Annotated in this window: 12 protein-coding genes; 2 read left to right on the top strand and 10 right to left on the bottom strand. The window is 39.7% G+C overall.

All coding sequences use genetic code 11. The annotated features are described in order from the left end of the window. Positions 1 to 2: 2 nt before the first annotated feature. Positions 3 to 2,414, bottom strand: coding sequence for a hydroxymethylglutaryl-CoA reductase, degradative (locus tag IGL42_RS05525; RefSeq protein ID WP_010710416.1), 2,412 nt, complete (start codon positions 2,412 to 2,414; stop codon positions 3 to 5). 185 nt (positions 2,415 to 2,599) lie between these two features. Here IGL42_RS05525 and IGL42_RS05520 point away from each other — a divergent pair, with 185 nt between their 5' ends. Beyond that, positions 2,600 to 3,751 (top strand): hydroxymethylglutaryl-CoA synthase, encoded by a 1,152-nt coding sequence (locus IGL42_RS05520; protein ID WP_002366606.1) that lies wholly within the window; start codon positions 2,600 to 2,602, stop codon positions 3,749 to 3,751. A 72-nt stretch (positions 3,752 to 3,823) separates the two neighbouring features. Here IGL42_RS05520 and IGL42_RS05515 read toward each other — a convergent pair whose 3' ends face one another. The 5 genes from IGL42_RS05515 to IGL42_RS05495 form a co-directional block, all read right to left on the bottom strand. Continuing rightward, entirely contained in the window at positions 3,824 to 4,606 is a 783-nt protein-coding gene (locus IGL42_RS05515; protein WP_025191830.1) for a hypothetical protein, read from the bottom strand. A gap of 123 nt (positions 4,607 to 4,729) precedes the next feature. Beyond that, entirely contained in the window at positions 4,730 to 5,332 is a 603-nt protein-coding gene (gene dhaL, locus IGL42_RS05510; protein WP_185776373.1) for a dihydroxyacetone kinase subunit DhaL, read from the bottom strand. A 12-nt stretch (positions 5,333 to 5,344) separates the two neighbouring features. Further along, positions 5,345 to 6,328: a dihydroxyacetone kinase subunit DhaK gene (gene dhaK / locus IGL42_RS05505; RefSeq protein WP_002357760.1), complete on the bottom strand. Its 984-nt coding sequence runs from the start codon at positions 6,326 to 6,328 to the stop codon at positions 5,345 to 5,347. Further along, positions 6,329 to 6,727 (bottom strand): dihydroxyacetone kinase phosphoryl donor subunit DhaM, encoded by a 399-nt coding sequence (gene dhaM, locus IGL42_RS05500; RefSeq protein WP_002357762.1) that lies wholly within the window; start codon positions 6,725 to 6,727, stop codon positions 6,329 to 6,331. 12 nt (positions 6,728 to 6,739) lie between these two features. Beyond that, the gene (locus IGL42_RS05495) at positions 6,740 to 7,879 is read right to left on the bottom strand and encodes a glycerol dehydrogenase (RefSeq protein WP_002363858.1); all 1,140 of its coding nucleotides are present in this window, start codon (positions 7,877 to 7,879) and stop codon (positions 6,740 to 6,742) included. A gap of 160 nt (positions 7,880 to 8,039) precedes the next feature. Between IGL42_RS05495 and IGL42_RS05490 the strand changes: the two genes are divergently transcribed. Beyond that, on the top strand, positions 8,040 to 9,026 hold the full coding sequence (locus IGL42_RS05490) for a PocR ligand-binding domain-containing protein (RefSeq protein WP_002382271.1): 987 nt from the start codon (positions 8,040 to 8,042) through the stop codon (positions 9,024 to 9,026). 113 nt (positions 9,027 to 9,139) lie between these two features. Here the strand turns inward: IGL42_RS05490 and lpdA are convergent, their stop codons facing one another. The 4 genes from lpdA to pdhA all read right to left on the bottom strand — a co-directional run bounded on the left by lpdA (position 9,140) and on the right by pdhA (position 14,411). Then, positions 9,140 to 10,546, bottom strand: a complete 1,407-nt coding sequence (gene lpdA / locus IGL42_RS05485; protein WP_002357765.1) for a dihydrolipoyl dehydrogenase — start codon at positions 10,544 to 10,546, stop codon at positions 9,140 to 9,142. Positions 10,547 to 10,553: 7 nt separating this feature from the next. Further along, the gene (locus IGL42_RS05480; protein WP_002357766.1) at positions 10,554 to 12,173 is read right to left on the bottom strand and encodes a dihydrolipoyllysine-residue acetyltransferase; all 1,620 of its coding nucleotides are present in this window, start codon (positions 12,171 to 12,173) and stop codon (positions 10,554 to 10,556) included. Between the two features lie 142 nt (positions 12,174 to 12,315). Next, entirely contained in the window at positions 12,316 to 13,293 is a 978-nt protein-coding gene (locus IGL42_RS05475) for an alpha-ketoacid dehydrogenase subunit beta (RefSeq protein ID WP_002357767.1), read from the bottom strand. 2 nt (positions 13,294 to 13,295) lie between these two features. Then, on the bottom strand, positions 13,296 to 14,411 hold the full coding sequence (pdhA, locus tag IGL42_RS05470) for a pyruvate dehydrogenase (acetyl-transferring) E1 component subunit alpha (protein ID WP_002357768.1): 1,116 nt from the start codon (positions 14,409 to 14,411) through the stop codon (positions 13,296 to 13,298). Between the last annotated feature and the right edge of the window lie 296 nt (positions 14,412 to 14,707).

Below are 14,707 nucleotides of genomic sequence, written 5' to 3'. Positions count from 1 at the left end.
TTTTATTGTTTTCTTAAATCATTTAAAATAGCCATGGCTCGGTCTTGGTTCATCGTTTTTTGACGTTTTAATTGTTGAGCGACTGCCTCAACTTCTTTACCAGTAGCTCCGACCGTCATCGCTAAAGAACGTGCTTGTAGAGCCATGTGTCCTTTTTGAATTCCTTCAGAGACTAAGGCCCGTAACGCCGCTAAATTTTGTGCCAAACCAACAGCCGCTACTACTCGACTTAGTTCTTTTGCATCCGTCACTGCTAACAAATCAGCGGCTGCTTGAGATTTAGGTAAGACTTTTGTGGCACCGCCAACCGTGGCTAACGCAAGCGGAACTGAAATTTCACCAATTAGTTGTTCGCCATCCAGCGTCCAACTAGTCAAGCCTTGGTAGCGACCTTCCTTCACCGCAAAAGCATGACAAGAAGCGCTAACAGCGCGTGTATCATTTCCTGTAGCTAAAACGACAGCTTCAATGCCATTCATGATCCCTTTGTTATGCGTGACTGCCCGATAAGGATCTAATGAAGCATAGCGTGAAGCTAAAACAATTTTTTCAGCAATTTCCCGGCCATTGCTCCCCTTACTTAAACGTGAAACTGGAATAGCCGTTTTCATCGTAACAACCGACTCCGTTGCGTAATTGCTTAAAATACTGAATAGAATCTTTTGCTCCGCAAACCATTCACGGAACAACTCGGCCACACCTTCCAACATAGCGTTAACGATATTTGCCCCCATTGCATCCTTAACATCTACTAAAAAGTCGACAGATACAAATGATTCATCAAAAGCACGATATTGCAAATCTCTTAAGCCGCCGCCCCGTTTTACGATAGATGGATAACTTAACTCTGCTTGTTGAAAAATTTCCGCTTCTCTTACTTGTAGTTTATCAATCAATGACTCGGGATCTGCAACATCGTAAAAAACGATTTGTCCACGCATTAAACGTTGTTGATTCACTGTTTTAAATCCTTGTGCTATTTTTGCACCATTACTCAAAGCCGCAATCACTGAGGGCTCTTCTGTCGCCATTGGTACCAAATAATCAGTTTCGTCCACTTTTAAATGTAAGCCAATGCCCATCGGCACTTCTGTTTCACTGATTTGATTTTCAATCATATGATTGGCAATCTGCGAAGATAAAGCCGTATTTTCAAATTCTTTTTTTGTATCAGCAGAAATCTGGCCTTCATTAAGAAGAGAAGCCAGGCGTTCCTCAGGACTCATTTGATAAAATCGGCTGTTTTTTTTTTGCTGAGGTCTCTCTAGTAGCATAGCGAGTCCTAAGCCACCGCCGATACATAAAGAAGCCACTCCATATTTCTTTTCTTTTTGATTTAATTGATAACTTAAACTCGTTAATAAACGAGCACCTGTGGCACCAATCGCATGACCTAACGAAATACCGCCACCATAAATGTTGACCTTTTCCTCTGGTAAAGCCAGTTCTCTTTGGACCACGATTGAAGTTGCTGCAAATGCTTCGTTGATTTCATACAGATCAATTTCTTCCGTAGTAAGTTGATTGCGCGCTAACAGTTTTTGAATGGCTTTAATCGGCGAAATTCCCATATAGGCTGGATCAATACCGACTTCCACACTGTCTCGAATAATAGCTAAATAAGGAAGTCCGTGTGCTTCGGCATATTCTTGTGAAGCAATAATCAAAGCAGAAGCCCCATCATTAATGGTTGATGCATTCCCTGCTGTTACAGTACCGTCTTCTTTAAAAACTGTTTTAAGCGTTCCTAGCTTCTCAACGCTCGAATTAGGGCGAATCCCTTCATCTTTCTCCACAAGCGTTCCTGATACTTCTAATGGGGCTATTTCGTCAGCGAATATCCCTTCTGCTTGTGCTTGAGCTGCTTTTAATTGTGAATGTACAGAAAATTGATCTTGCTCTTCTCTAGTTACATGATACTTTTCGGCCACATTTTCAGCAGTTAAGCCCATTGCTTGACCACTAAAGGCATCCGTTAACCCATCGTACATCATACTAGAAAAAGGCGCATCATAGCTTTCTGTTTCGTAATTAAATCGTTGTAATTTAGGTGCTTGGGACATATTCTCAATCCCGCCAGCAATTAAAACTTCCGCTTCTCCTAATTGAATCAATTGTTTCGCCAAAATAACGGCCTTCATTCCTGATCCGCAGACCTCATTAACTGTCATTGCGGGAATTTCATGAGATAAACCGCTGTTTATTGCTATTTGTCGTGCGGGATTTTGGCCATTTCCAGCTTGTAAAACATTTCCAAAGATTACTTGATCAATTTCTTCAGAAATAGTGGAATGTCTTTTTAAAAGTTGTGTTGTAACATGTGTTCCTAAGTCTACGGCACTTACTTGACTTAAGCTGCCTTTATATTTTCCAATTGGTGTTCGTAATGCATCAATAATAACTACTGTTTTCAACTAAATGCACCTCCATCTTGAAATATATCATAAAATCCCAGAATCACAAGTGCCAATTACTGAATGTTAACAGACTTATAAGATATTTTTTAATAATCTATGAAGTTAATACAAAAATTCCCCATTTTGGTTCATTTCGTGCTATTTTATATAATGAATCTATTTATCGTAAAGGAGTTAAAGAAATGACAATTGGGATTGATAAAATTAGTTTTTTTGTGCCCCCTTATTATATTGATATGACGGCACTGGCTGAAGCCAGAAATGTAGACCCTGGAAAATTTCATATTGGTATTGGGCAAGACCAAATGGCGGTGAACCCAATCAGCCAAGATATTGTGACATTTGCAGCCAATGCCGCAGAAGCGATCTTGACCAAAGAAGATAAAGAGGCCATTGATATGGTGATTGTCGGGACTGAGTCCAGTATCGATGAGTCAAAAGCGGCCGCAGTTGTCTTACATCGTTTAATGGGGATTCAACCTTTCGCTCGCTCTTTCGAAATCAAGGAAGCTTGTTACGGAGCAACAGCAGGCTTACAGTTAGCTAAGAATCACGTAGCCTTACATCCAGATAAAAAAGTCTTGGTCGTAGCGGCAGATATTGCAAAATATGGCTTAAATTCTGGCGGTGAGCCTACACAAGGAGCTGGGGCGGTTGCAATGTTAGTTTCTAGTGAACCGCGCATCTTGGCTTTAAAAGAGGATAATGTGATGCTGACGCAAGATATCTATGACTTTTGGCGTCCAACAGGCCACCCGTATCCTATGGTCGATGGTCCTTTGTCAAACGAAACCTACATCCAATCTTTTGCCCAAGTCTGGGATGAACATAAAAAACGAACCGGTCTTGATTTTGCAGATTATGATGCTTTAGCGTTCCATATTCCTTACACAAAAATGGGCAAAAAAGCCTTATTAGCAAAAATCTCCGACCAAACTGAAGCAGAACAGGAACGAATTTTAGCCCGTTATGAAGAAAGCATCGTCTATAGTCGTCGCGTAGGAAACTTGTATACGGGTTCACTTTATCTGGGACTCATTTCCCTTTTAGAAAATGCAACGACTTTAACCGCAGGCAATCAAATTGGTTTATTCAGTTATGGTTCTGGTGCTGTCGCTGAATTTTTCACTGGCGAATTAGTAGCTGGTTATCAAAATCATTTACAAAAAGAAACTCATTTAGCACTGCTGGATAATCGGACAGAACTTTCTATCGCTGAATATGAAGCCATGTTTGCAGAAACTTTAGACACAGACATTGATCAAACGTTAGAAGATGAATTAAAATATAGTATTTCTGCTATTAATAATACCGTTCGTTCTTATCGAAACTAAGTATTTATATCCCCCGATTCAATCAACAAAAGAGCTAGACATTCAAGTTTTTGCTTGAATGTCTAGCTCTTTTTATGAAAGCCAAACTTCTTTGACCCCGTCTGTCACGGCGATACCATCTGTCAAAGCTAAACGTTGTGAATAAGAAACGTAGCCATAATAAACATCAACACCGCCGCCATTGTTCCAAGTAACAGTGATTTTAACATTTGGAGTAATCGATTTTGTAGCTGGTTGGGTCGTCGGGCGATAACTAGTCGTATCATAACTTAAAATAGTGCCCGAAGCTCCACTTATTTCGGCTTTTCCTGTGTAAATTTCGCCATTCGTATTCGTCTGCGTGACCGCTCCATTCGCTTCAATGATTAAACCCGCTTGCTTTTGATCTCCTCGTGGATAATAAAAAAGATACGTGGTTGCCCATTTAGCAAATTCATCTGGAATTGGTTTAAGTGATTCCGTTGGTGCCGGACTCGACTTCGTTTGCTTTTCAACCGCGACTTCTTCTTGTCTTTTTAAGCCTTCATTATTTTGATTATTTAGTTTCTCAACCGTTTCTTTAACGATTGAATAGTGTGGTTTCCCTAAATCGCTAACAGGGATCGTAGCTAATTTTTCTTCTGATTCTTTATATTGCCCCTCTGCCGTTAACTTTTTAGCTTCTGTAATAATGGCATCATACTTGGTTTGGTCTACGGAAGAGGATGTGCTTTGGCCCGTAGCTTCGACTTGTTTTGTGACACTGTTTTTTTCTGTGGTCACGTCTGACGAATTTCCACAAGCACTTACAAACATTGAGCTAACGATTAATAAACATCCCACAATCACATGCTTTTTCATCTTTAAATCCCCCATTGGTCTATCTTTGTTATTTTTTGTTACTTAAATTATCCCATAGATGAACAAAAGAAACCATTATTTATAAAAAAGTTTAGCAAGCGCTTCAAGAGAGGCACTTGCTAAACTTTTTTCTCACTGTTATTGATTGATTACTTTGACTAGTTCTTCAAATAATAATGCACTAGATGCTGCTCCTGGATCAATATGACCAATTGCTCGTTCCCCTAAATAAGAGGCACGTCCTTTTTTCGCCACCCAATCTTTTGTTGCTTCAGCAAATTGTTCAATTTTTTCTTCATTAAATTGTTCCGTTCCAATTACTTCAGCAACAGGTGCCCAGACATCAACCATCGTTTTATCTCCTGGTTCAGCTTTGCCGCGCATCTGAATCCCAGCTAGACCTTGCTGAACAATTTCTTTTAATTGCTCTGGCGAACTGATGGTTTCCAAATCTTTTGTCGCTTTAGTCATATTCATAAACGCAGTACCATATAAAGGACCAGAAGCTCCGCCAACTTTTGAAATCAAAGCCATGGATAGGACTTTAAATGTCTCCGTGATTGTTGTTGGTACTTTTTTGTCAAACGCAATTTTGTATTCAGCCATACCACGAGCCATGTTGTTACCGTGATCCCCATCACCAATCGGCGTGTCTAATTCACTTAAATAGTCTTTTTTTTCTTCAATAACTTTTGAACAATTGTCTAACCATGTTTGAATGTCTTTTACTGTTAATTCCATCTTTTATCACCCTTACCAAGAAATTGTTGTTACATTGCTTTCTAGCGCTGTTTGCCAGTCTTTTGTTGCCAAGTCAATCATCGTTAAAGATAATCCTTGCATGTCAATAGACGTCATATAGTTACCCACTTTATGGAAGGTAACTTGAACACCTTTATCTTCTAATAATGTTAGCACGTCGTTCATAAATACAAATTGTTCCATTAATGGCGTGCCGCCCATGCCATTGACAAGTACCCCCACTGTTTGTGGTTGTTGCTCATAGCTACTTAATGTTTTTTCAACTAATTCTTTCGCTAACTCTTTCGATGGTTGGATTTTTTCACGACGATAGCCTGGTTCTCCGTGAATCCCTACGCCAAATTCAATTTCATCTTCTGGTAAAGTAAAACCTGGTTTGCCAACTTCAGGCACAGTGGCTGCTTTTAAAGCCACTCCAATTGTTTTCGTGGCTGCTACAATCTTTTCTCCTAAAGAAACGAGCTCTTCTAAAGAAGCACCTTGGCGGGCATGGTGTCCTAAAATTTTATGGACAAGAACAGTCCCGGCAACGCCGCGTTTTCCAGCGGTATAGGTGCTATCTTCGACAGCAATATCGTCATCGACAACGACCATTTCTACATGAATGTCTTCCATATCAGCCATATCTTTGGCCATTTCAAAGTTCAAAATATCGCCTGTATAATTTTTTACGATTAACAGAACACCGGCCCCTTGGTCTGCCGCTTGGATCCCTGTTAAAATTTGATCTGGTGTTGGTGAAGTAAAGACATCACCTAAAACTGCGGCATTTAACATTCCATCACCAACAAACCCAGCATGTGCAGGCTCATGACCACTTCCGCCACCAGATACTAACCCAACTTGTTTGTTTGAGTCGTTGCGAGCAATCACGCGAGAATCTTCGACTTGATGAACAAGGTTTCCATAGCTTTTCACAATTCCTTGGAGCATTTCTTCGACAATTTTACCAGGTTCATTAATAATTTTTTTCATTTAGTTCCACCCTTTCTTACCAGCATTTTGAGCTTCTGCTAAAATTTGCGTCAAATCATCTGAGACACCTGCAGTAATTGCTGCCGCAAAGGCACCTTCAACCAATGGTGCATCGACTAAATGATAATGTTTCTGTTGGTCTTCTTCTAGCATATCAAAAGCTAATTCTGAACTTAAAACGGCACTGCCTAAATCGGCAAAAATTAAAAATTCTCGGTCAGAGTCCGCTTCGTTAATCGTGTCAATGATTTTCATTGGATCTGAACCTAATGAACCATCTGATGTACCACCAAGTGAATGAATTGTAATTTCTTCACTGGCGTTCATCTGTTCAATCATCTCTTTAATACCATCTGTAATCATTTTGCTATGTGAAACGAGTAAAATATCTGCTTTCATGTGGACACTTCCTTAATCTAATTTATGTCTTGTTTTATATTCTTGTCCGACTTTATCTGCAACAATGATTGCATTCGCTACTTCTTCAACGACAATTGGGAATGGCATTGAATGAATTGATTCTTCTGGAATGCAAGCAATTTTGGCTACTTCCAATGCTTCTTCATAAGTGATTTCATCGACACCAATGTCTGAAAGCGTTAATGGTAAACCTACAGAAGCGCTAAAGTCTAAAACAGCTTCTAATTCGTCTTTTGCTGCATCTTCTAATACAAGTTGTGCAATCGTTGCAAAGGCTACTTTTTCACCATGTAAATAACTGTGCGCACCAGGTAAGACTGTCATACCGTTATGAATCGCATGCGCTGCAGCTAAACCGCCACTTTCAAAACCTAAGCCTGAAAGTAAGATATTTGTTTCGATAATCTTATTCAATGATTCAGTAACCACATTTGCATCACAAGCTAATTTCGCTTTTAACCCATCTTCCTGGAGGTTTTCCCAGCAAAGTTTTGCCATGGCCAAAGCTGCATATGTGCCGCTAGCAGCAGGCGTTAAGCCTTCTCTTGAACCCATTGGCAAACTAGCATTAACCCGAGAATATGAATTGTGTGTTGCGCGTGCTTCAAAATATGTGGATAAGGCATCCCCCATTCCAGCAACTAAAAATCTAGTTGGCGCTTTGGCAACCACTTTTGTATCAACCATCACGACGCTTGGACTTTGTTTAAAGTAAGCATAATCATCAAATGAGCCATCTTCATGATATAGTACAGCTGAATGCGAAGTTGGTGCATCTTGAGCCGCAATCGTTGGTACAATAATTAAGTTTTCACCTTCTGCTACGACTTTTGAAGCATCGATTGCTTTACCGCCACCTAAACCAATGATACAGTCTGCTTGTTCTTTTTGTCCAACGTTTTGCAAGCGCTTTGTTTCTTCACGCGTTACTTCTCCACTAAAGCCACCCTCTACGAAGGTAATGTCAAACTTTTTCGCTGTTTCTTCCAATTGTGGACGTACACGATCAACGTCAGCAGGATTTGCAATTAGTAACGCTTTTTTTCCAAAAGTTGAAACGAAGTAACCTAAGTTTAGTAATTCATCTTCCCCTTGAACATATTTCGTTGGTAAAATCAATGCTTTTCTCATGTTGATAGCCTCCTATATTTTGTTTACATACATAGTATAAAACGCTTTCATCCAAAAAGCATTGAACTTTTGGTATCGTTTTCTTGCAAAAAATGATAGAATTATTTTGTGAAATAATAAAATATTATGATTTTTAAACTTTAGATTGAAGGATTGCCTTATGACTGTAGAATTAAAAAATATTTTAGATTTAGAAAAGTGGGAAAAATTGCAAGAATCATTGGCCTTAAGCACTCGTTTAGCCATTATTTTAGTCGATTATAAAGGTCGTCCTGTGACGAAACATAGTCAAGTTCAACCCTTTTGCCAACTGGTACGTCACTCCCCTGAGCTCTCGAAACTTTGTGAAAAATGTGATGCTCGTGGTGGCTTGGAAGCTGTTCGCACTGGTCAGCCTTTTATCTACCGTTGTCACTTTAACATCGTTGATATGGCCATCCCCATTATTGTTGATGACCAGTATGTAGGAGCCATTATGGCTGGTGAAGTTTTGCTCGAAGATCACCAAGAAGAGTTAGAACAGGTTTTAACCATGAATGATGCCTTCATTCAAGAATTTTTAGTAACACACCAAGAGCTGTATCAACAATACCCTGTTTTAGAACTAGCAGACTTAGAAAAGAGCGCGACATTAATCGCTGATCTAAGCCAATATATTATTTCTGAAGCCATCAAAAAAGATTATTTAATCAATACGTACAAACAATCCTTACAGATTAGTTCGCGAAAAGAAGAGCTGGAGCCATTGAATATGATCCAAAAAGATATTCAACAAACTTTATTAACTGCTCAATTAACTCCTTCAAGTGCCTATCAAACTAAAAATAAGCAATTACAACCGGTTTTAGATGCCCTTTGGGAAAACAAATCGCTGCGTTTAAATTTACAAGAACTGGCAGACCTTGTTCATTTGACGCCGACGTATTTAAGTCGTTTATTAAAAGAGGAGTTTGGTATTCCCTTTAGTCAATTTTATCGACAATTAAAAATCACATGGGCTAAACAGCTTCTTTTGGAGACAGATAAAACGATCGCCCAAATCAGTGAAGATTTAGGGTTTGTTGAAGATAGCTATTTTGTCCGGATCTTTAAACAAGAAACGGGTGAAACACCTCTTAAATACCGTAAAAGAAAGAACAGAGCATAAAAAAAACAACGACTCCGAGAAGTCGTTGTTTTTTTACACCTTTTGCTCTTGCTGTGGCTAATGCAACAAGTGCAAAAGGCGCATTATATCTGTCGTGCGACAAAGTGATACTATTAAATATGAATTGGTAAACCTAAAGCCAATTCAGCTGTATCCATAGTAATTTCGCCCAATGATGGGTGTGGGTGGATTGTTAAAGCAATGTCTTCTGCATTCATGCCAGATTCAATAGCTAAAGCTAATTCAGAAATCATGTCACTTGCACCGACACCGGCAATTTGTGCACCGATGATGACATTGTCTTCTACAGTTGTAACTAAACGCATGAATCCTTCAGTTTTATCTAAAGAGATTGCACGGCCGTTACCAGCAAATGGGAATTTGTAGCCTTTTGCTTCGATTCCCGCTTCTTTTGCTTCTGCAACAGTCATACCAACGCTTGCCAATTCTGGATCAGTAAAGGCAACAGCTGGCATTGCTTTGTAATCAACTGCAACTTTCTTACCAGAAATTGCTTCAGCAGCAATTTTTGCTTCGTAGCTTGCTTTATGCGCTAACGCAGCACCTGGTACGATGTCGCCGATTGCGAAGATGTTTTTCACGTTAGTACGTCCTTGGTTGTCAACTGGGATTAAACCACGTTCGCCAATTTCAACGCCCGCTTGTTCTAAGCCTAAGTCGTCTGTGTTTGGACGACGTCCAACAGTGACCATTACGTAATCTGCTTCAACACTTTCTTCTTTTCCGTTAACTTCATATTTAACAGTGACGCTATCGCCATTGTCAACAGCTTCTTTAGCCATTGCAGAAGTCACGATTGTTACGTTTTTCTTCTTGAAGTCGTCTGTGACAACTTTAACCATATCTTTTTCATAAGTTGGTAAAATTGATGGGCTACCTTCTAAAATTGTTACTTCTGAACCTAAGTTAGCATAAGCGCCACCTAATTCAGCACCGATGACACCGCCACCGATAATAACGAATTTTTTAGGAACTTCTTTTAAGTTTAAACCGCCTGTAGAATCTAACACGCGTCCGCCAAATTTGAATCCTGGGATTTCAATTGGACGAGAACCTGTTGCTACAATAGCATTATTGAATGAGTAAGTTTGTGCTGAGTCTGGGTGAATAACACGCAATGTATTTTCGTCAACGAAGAATGCTTCGCCTTCAATAATTTCCACTTTGTGTTTTTTCAATAACATGCCAACGCCGCCTGTTAATGATTTTACAACTGTGTTATCTTTCCAGTCTTGTGTTTTTGCAAAGTCTAATTCGACTCCTTTAGCTGTTACACCAAAAGTTGAAGAATCTTGTGCTTCTTGGTAATGATGTCCAGCAGCAATTAAAGCTTTTGAAGGAATACATCCAACGTTTAAACAAACGCCTCCGATGTATTCACGTTCGATAATCGCAACTTTTTGACCCATTTCTGCGGCACGAATTGCGGCAACGTATCCTCCAGGACCAGCTCCGATTACGACTGTATCTAGTTCAATGGCGAAATCTCCTACTACCATTTGTTAATCATCCTTCCATTAATAGTAATTCTGGATCAGCTAATAAGCGTTTAATGTTGTTCATTGCTTTTTGAGCAGTTGCGCCGTCAACGATACGGTGGTCAAAGCTTAATGATAATTTCATCATGCGTCCCACAACGATTTCGCCGTCTGCATTAACAACTGGTTCTTGTGCAATTGTACCAACGCCTAAAATAGCAACTTCAGGGTAGTTGATTACTGGTGTAAACCAGCCGCCACCGACTGAACCAATGTTACTAATTGTGATTGTACCATCACGCATATCTTGTGCAGTTAATTTACCTTCGATAGCCAATGCTGCTTTTTCGTTGATTTCATCAGCGATAGCAAACATGCTCTTCGTATTAGCATTTTTAACATTTGGTACATATAAGCCATGATCTGTATCAGTAGCGATACCAATGTTAAAGTAATTTTTGTAAACAATTTCTTGTGCTGCGTCATCGATTGATGCATTCAAGATTGGGAATTTTTGAACAGTTGAAGTCAATGCTTTTACAACGTATGGTAAGAATGTTAATTTTGTACCATTTGCAGCAGCAACATCTTTAAATTTCTTACGGTGATCCCATAATTTAGAAACTTCTACTTCATCATGTAATGTTACGTGAGGAGCAGTGTGTTTGCTGTTAACCATTGCTTTAGCAATTGCTTTACGTGTTGGTGTCATTTTTTCACGTGTTTCCATTTCGCCTAAATCAGAAGTAAAGGCTTTTGGCGCTGCTTTAGGTGCAGCTGCTTCCGCTTTAGGTGCTGCTTCTGTTGCGGCAGCTTCAGTAGCTGGTGCTGCTTGAGAGCCACCAGAAACAAAGGCATCAATATCCGCTTTAATGACACGGCCACCTTTACCAGTTGCAGTTACTTGTGTAATATCAACGTCTTTTTCACGCGCATACTGACGAACAGATGGCATTGCTAAAACGCGTTTGTTTGGATCAGCGGCTGCAACTACGCCTGTTGAAGCGGCTGGAGCTGATGCTTCCGCTTTAGGAGCGTCAGTAGCTGGTGCTGCGGCTGCCGGTGCTGCTGAATTATGACCAGGTGCGTCAATTTCAACTAACACGTCACCCACATTGGCAACTGTTCCTTCTGGTACAACGATATTTTTTACAGTACCTGTTACTGGTGATGGAATTTCTTCCACTGATTTGTCATTTTGTACTTCTAATAATGAATCATCTTCATTAATTGTGTCGCCCGCTTTAACGAACCATTTAACGATTTCGCCTTCGGCAATTCCTTCACCGATGTCTGGTAATTTGAATTGGAAAAATCCGCCAGCTGCTTCGGTTGTTGGTACAGCAGCAGGTTGTGCTGGTGTTTGTTCTTGTGCAGGAGCTGCTGGTGCTGCATCGTTATCTTCGTGACCAGGTGCGTCGATTTCGATTAACACGTCACCAACGTTTGCAACTGTTCCTTCTGGTACAACGATATTTTTTACAGTACCTGTTACTGGTGATGGAATTTCTTCCACTGATTTGTCATTTTGTACTTCTAATAACGTATCGTCTTCGTTGATTGTATCGCCAGGTTTCACAAACCATTTAACGATTTCGCCTTCGGCAATCCCTTCACCGATATCCGGTAATTTAAACTGATAAGCCATTTTTTAAGTCTTCCCTTCTTCGTTGGATCTGTCTATTTTCTTAGGAGCAAAACGCGGGGAAACGACTATAGTAGCTGAACATTTCATGCCTATAGCCGTATTCCACCTGTTTAATTCTTCGTTTATCTACTTCGAATAACTATTAAAATTCGACGATTTCTCTAGCTTTTGCTTCGATATCTTTCGCATTTGGTAACCAGATATTTTCTGCTTGTCCGAATGGGAAGATTGTATCTGGAGCAGATACACGTCCGATTGGTGCTTCTAATGATAATACGGCACGTTCAGAAATTTCAGAAACAACCATAGCGCCAACGCCAGCTTGTTTTTGTGCTTCTTGAACGACAACCACACGGCCAGTTTTTTCAACAGAGTTAATAATTGTTTCCACATCTAAAGGAGCCACTGTACGTAAGTCAATGATTTCTGCTGAAATATTGTCTTTCGCTAAGCTATCAGCTGCTTTAATCGCTTCACGAACCATAGCGCCGTAAGTGATGATTGATACGTCTGTTCCTTCACGAGTTACAGCCGCTTTATCTAAAGGCACTTCATAAGCTTCGTCTGGCACTTCCTCACGGAATGAACGGTATAATTTCATGTGCTCTAAGTAGACAACTGGATCGTTGCTACGAATAGATGAAATTAATAGTCCTTTTGCATCGTAAGGGTTTGATGGAATAACAACACGAACACCTGGTGATTGTGCGATTAATCCTTCTAAGTTATCTGAGTGAAGTTCTGGTGTATGAACACCACCACCAAATGGGGCACGAACAGTAATTGGCATATTACGAGTTCCACCCATACGGTAACGCGTACGAGCCATTTGACCAACGATTTCGTCAAATACTTCAAAAACGAAACCAAAGAATTGGATTTCAGGAACTGGACGGTAACCTTGCAAGGCAAGACCGAAAGCCAATCCACCGATACCAGATTCAGCTAAAGGTGTATCGAAGACGCGGTCTTCACCAAATTTTTCTTGTAAACCTTCAGTTGCACGGAAAACCCCACCGTTGTTACCAACGTCTTCACCGAAGATTAAGACATTTTCGTCTTTCTCTAATTCAAGAGCTAAGGCATCTGTAATTGCTTGGATCATAGTTTTTTGTGCCATTTTTATTTCGACTCCTTCGCTTCATAAAATGCAATTTGTTCTTTAATTGTTTGAGGTTGAACTTCAAACATATTTTTCAAGAAATCAGAAACTTTTTGTTTTGGCGCTTTATCCGCTTCTGCAATCGCTACTTTGATTTCTTCTTTTGTTTTTTCAATAATTTCTTCTTCTTTTGCTTCAGACCATAAGCCTTTATCTGTTAGATATTTACGGAAACGAGTCAATGGATCTTTTTGTACCCATTCGTCATCCATTTCTTTTGAACGGTAACGTGTTGGATCGTCTCCAGATAAAGTATGTGGACCATAACGATAGGTTAATGTTTCAATTAAAACTGGACCGTTTCCTGCAGCTGACCAATCGCGTGCTTCTTTTGCAATTGCGTAAACTGCTAATGGATCCATACCATCAACTTGAATACCAGGAATTCCTGCTGCAACAGCTTTTTGAGCTAAAGTTTTAGCCGCTGTTTGTTTTTCACGAGGTGTAGAAATCGCAAAACCATTGTTTTGGATAATGAAGACACCGTTTGCTTGGTAAGCACCAGCAAAGTTAATTGCTTCATAGAAGTCCCCTTGTGAAGAACCGCCGTCACCAGTATAAGTGAAGACAACATTTTCTTTTCCACGTTTTTTCAATCCTAAAGCAACACCAGCTGCTTGGATGTATTGAGCACCAATGATAATTTGTGGTGGTAATGCATTTAAATCTTCCGCGTAGTAGTTCCCTGCTACGTGACCACGAGACCATAAGAAAGCTTCTCTTAATGGTAAACCATGTTGTACTAATTGAGGTACATCACGGTAACCTGGTAGTAAGTAGTCTTCTTTTTCCATTGCAAATTGACTTGCCAATTGGCTTGCTTCTTGTCCAGCTGTTGGCGCGAAGAATCCTAAGCGTCCTTGACGGTTTAATGCAGTAGAACGTTGGTCTAACACACGAGACCAAACCATGCGTGTCATTAATTCAACTAATTCCTCATCCGATAAATCAGGTACTAAATCTTCATTCACAATTTTTCCATCTTGATCCAAGATTTGGAAAGTTGGGAAATCAGCGTCGACTTTAGCCATTAGCTCTTTAAAGTCAATAGGTTTTTGTTTCTTAGCCTTTGCCATTTTGTCACACAATCCTCTCTATTACGTTTCTTTAATTTCGATAAAAGTAAAACAGAGTGCGAAACTGTATTACTTTTTATCGACTACACTTAACAAATTATCACTAAATTCGAAAAAGCGCAAGAAAAAAACTCTAATTTCTTCATTTTTTCACAAAAGAGCAAAACCGCATGTTTTTGCGGTTTAGTGATAATTTTCACAAACAAGAAAACGGTTTCTGTTCCACACTTCTTCTGTACTATTTTTCTCCCAACTGTTATATTCTATTTTGAAAATATTATATAACAGTTCTATTA

The sequence above is a fragment of the Enterococcus sp. DIV0712 genome, assembly GCF_050554855.1.
Taxonomy (GTDB): domain Bacteria; phylum Bacillota; class Bacilli; order Lactobacillales; family Enterococcaceae; genus Enterococcus; species Enterococcus faecalis.
The sequence above is the reverse complement of the archived record's forward strand: the minus strand, read 5'-3'. Positions and strand labels throughout refer to the sequence as shown.

Coding starts and splice junctions, on each gene's coding strand:
- IGL42_RS05520 (WP_002366606.1), top strand. CDS start 2,600: ATGACAATTGGGATTGATAAAATTAGTTTTTTTGTGCCCCCTTATTAT.
- IGL42_RS05515 (WP_025191830.1), bottom strand. CDS start 4,606: ATGGGGGATTTAAAGATGAAAAAGCATGTGATTGTGGGATGTTTATTA.
- dhaL (WP_185776373.1), bottom strand. CDS start 5,332: ATGGAATTAACAGTAAAAGACATTCAAACATGGTTAGACAATTGTTCA.
- dhaK (WP_002357760.1), bottom strand. CDS start 6,328: ATGAAAAAAATTATTAATGAACCTGGTAAAATTGTCGAAGAAATGCTC.
- dhaM (WP_002357762.1), bottom strand. CDS start 6,727: ATGAAAGCAGATATTTTACTCGTTTCACATAGCAAAATGATTACAGAT.
- IGL42_RS05495 (WP_002363858.1), bottom strand. CDS start 7,879: ATGAGAAAAGCATTGATTTTACCAACGAAATATGTTCAAGGGGAAGAT.
- IGL42_RS05490 (WP_002382271.1), top strand. CDS start 8,040: ATGACTGTAGAATTAAAAAATATTTTAGATTTAGAAAAGTGGGAAAAA.
- lpdA (WP_002357765.1), bottom strand. CDS start 10,546: ATGGTAGTAGGAGATTTCGCCATTGAACTAGATACAGTCGTAATCGGA.
- IGL42_RS05480 (WP_002357766.1), bottom strand. CDS start 12,173: ATGGCTTATCAGTTTAAATTACCGGATATCGGTGAAGGGATTGCCGAA.
- IGL42_RS05475 (WP_002357767.1), bottom strand. CDS start 13,293: ATGGCACAAAAAACTATGATCCAAGCAATTACAGATGCCTTAGCTCTT.
- pdhA (WP_002357768.1), bottom strand. CDS start 14,411: ATGGCAAAGGCTAAGAAACAAAAACCTATTGACTTTAAAGAGCTAATG.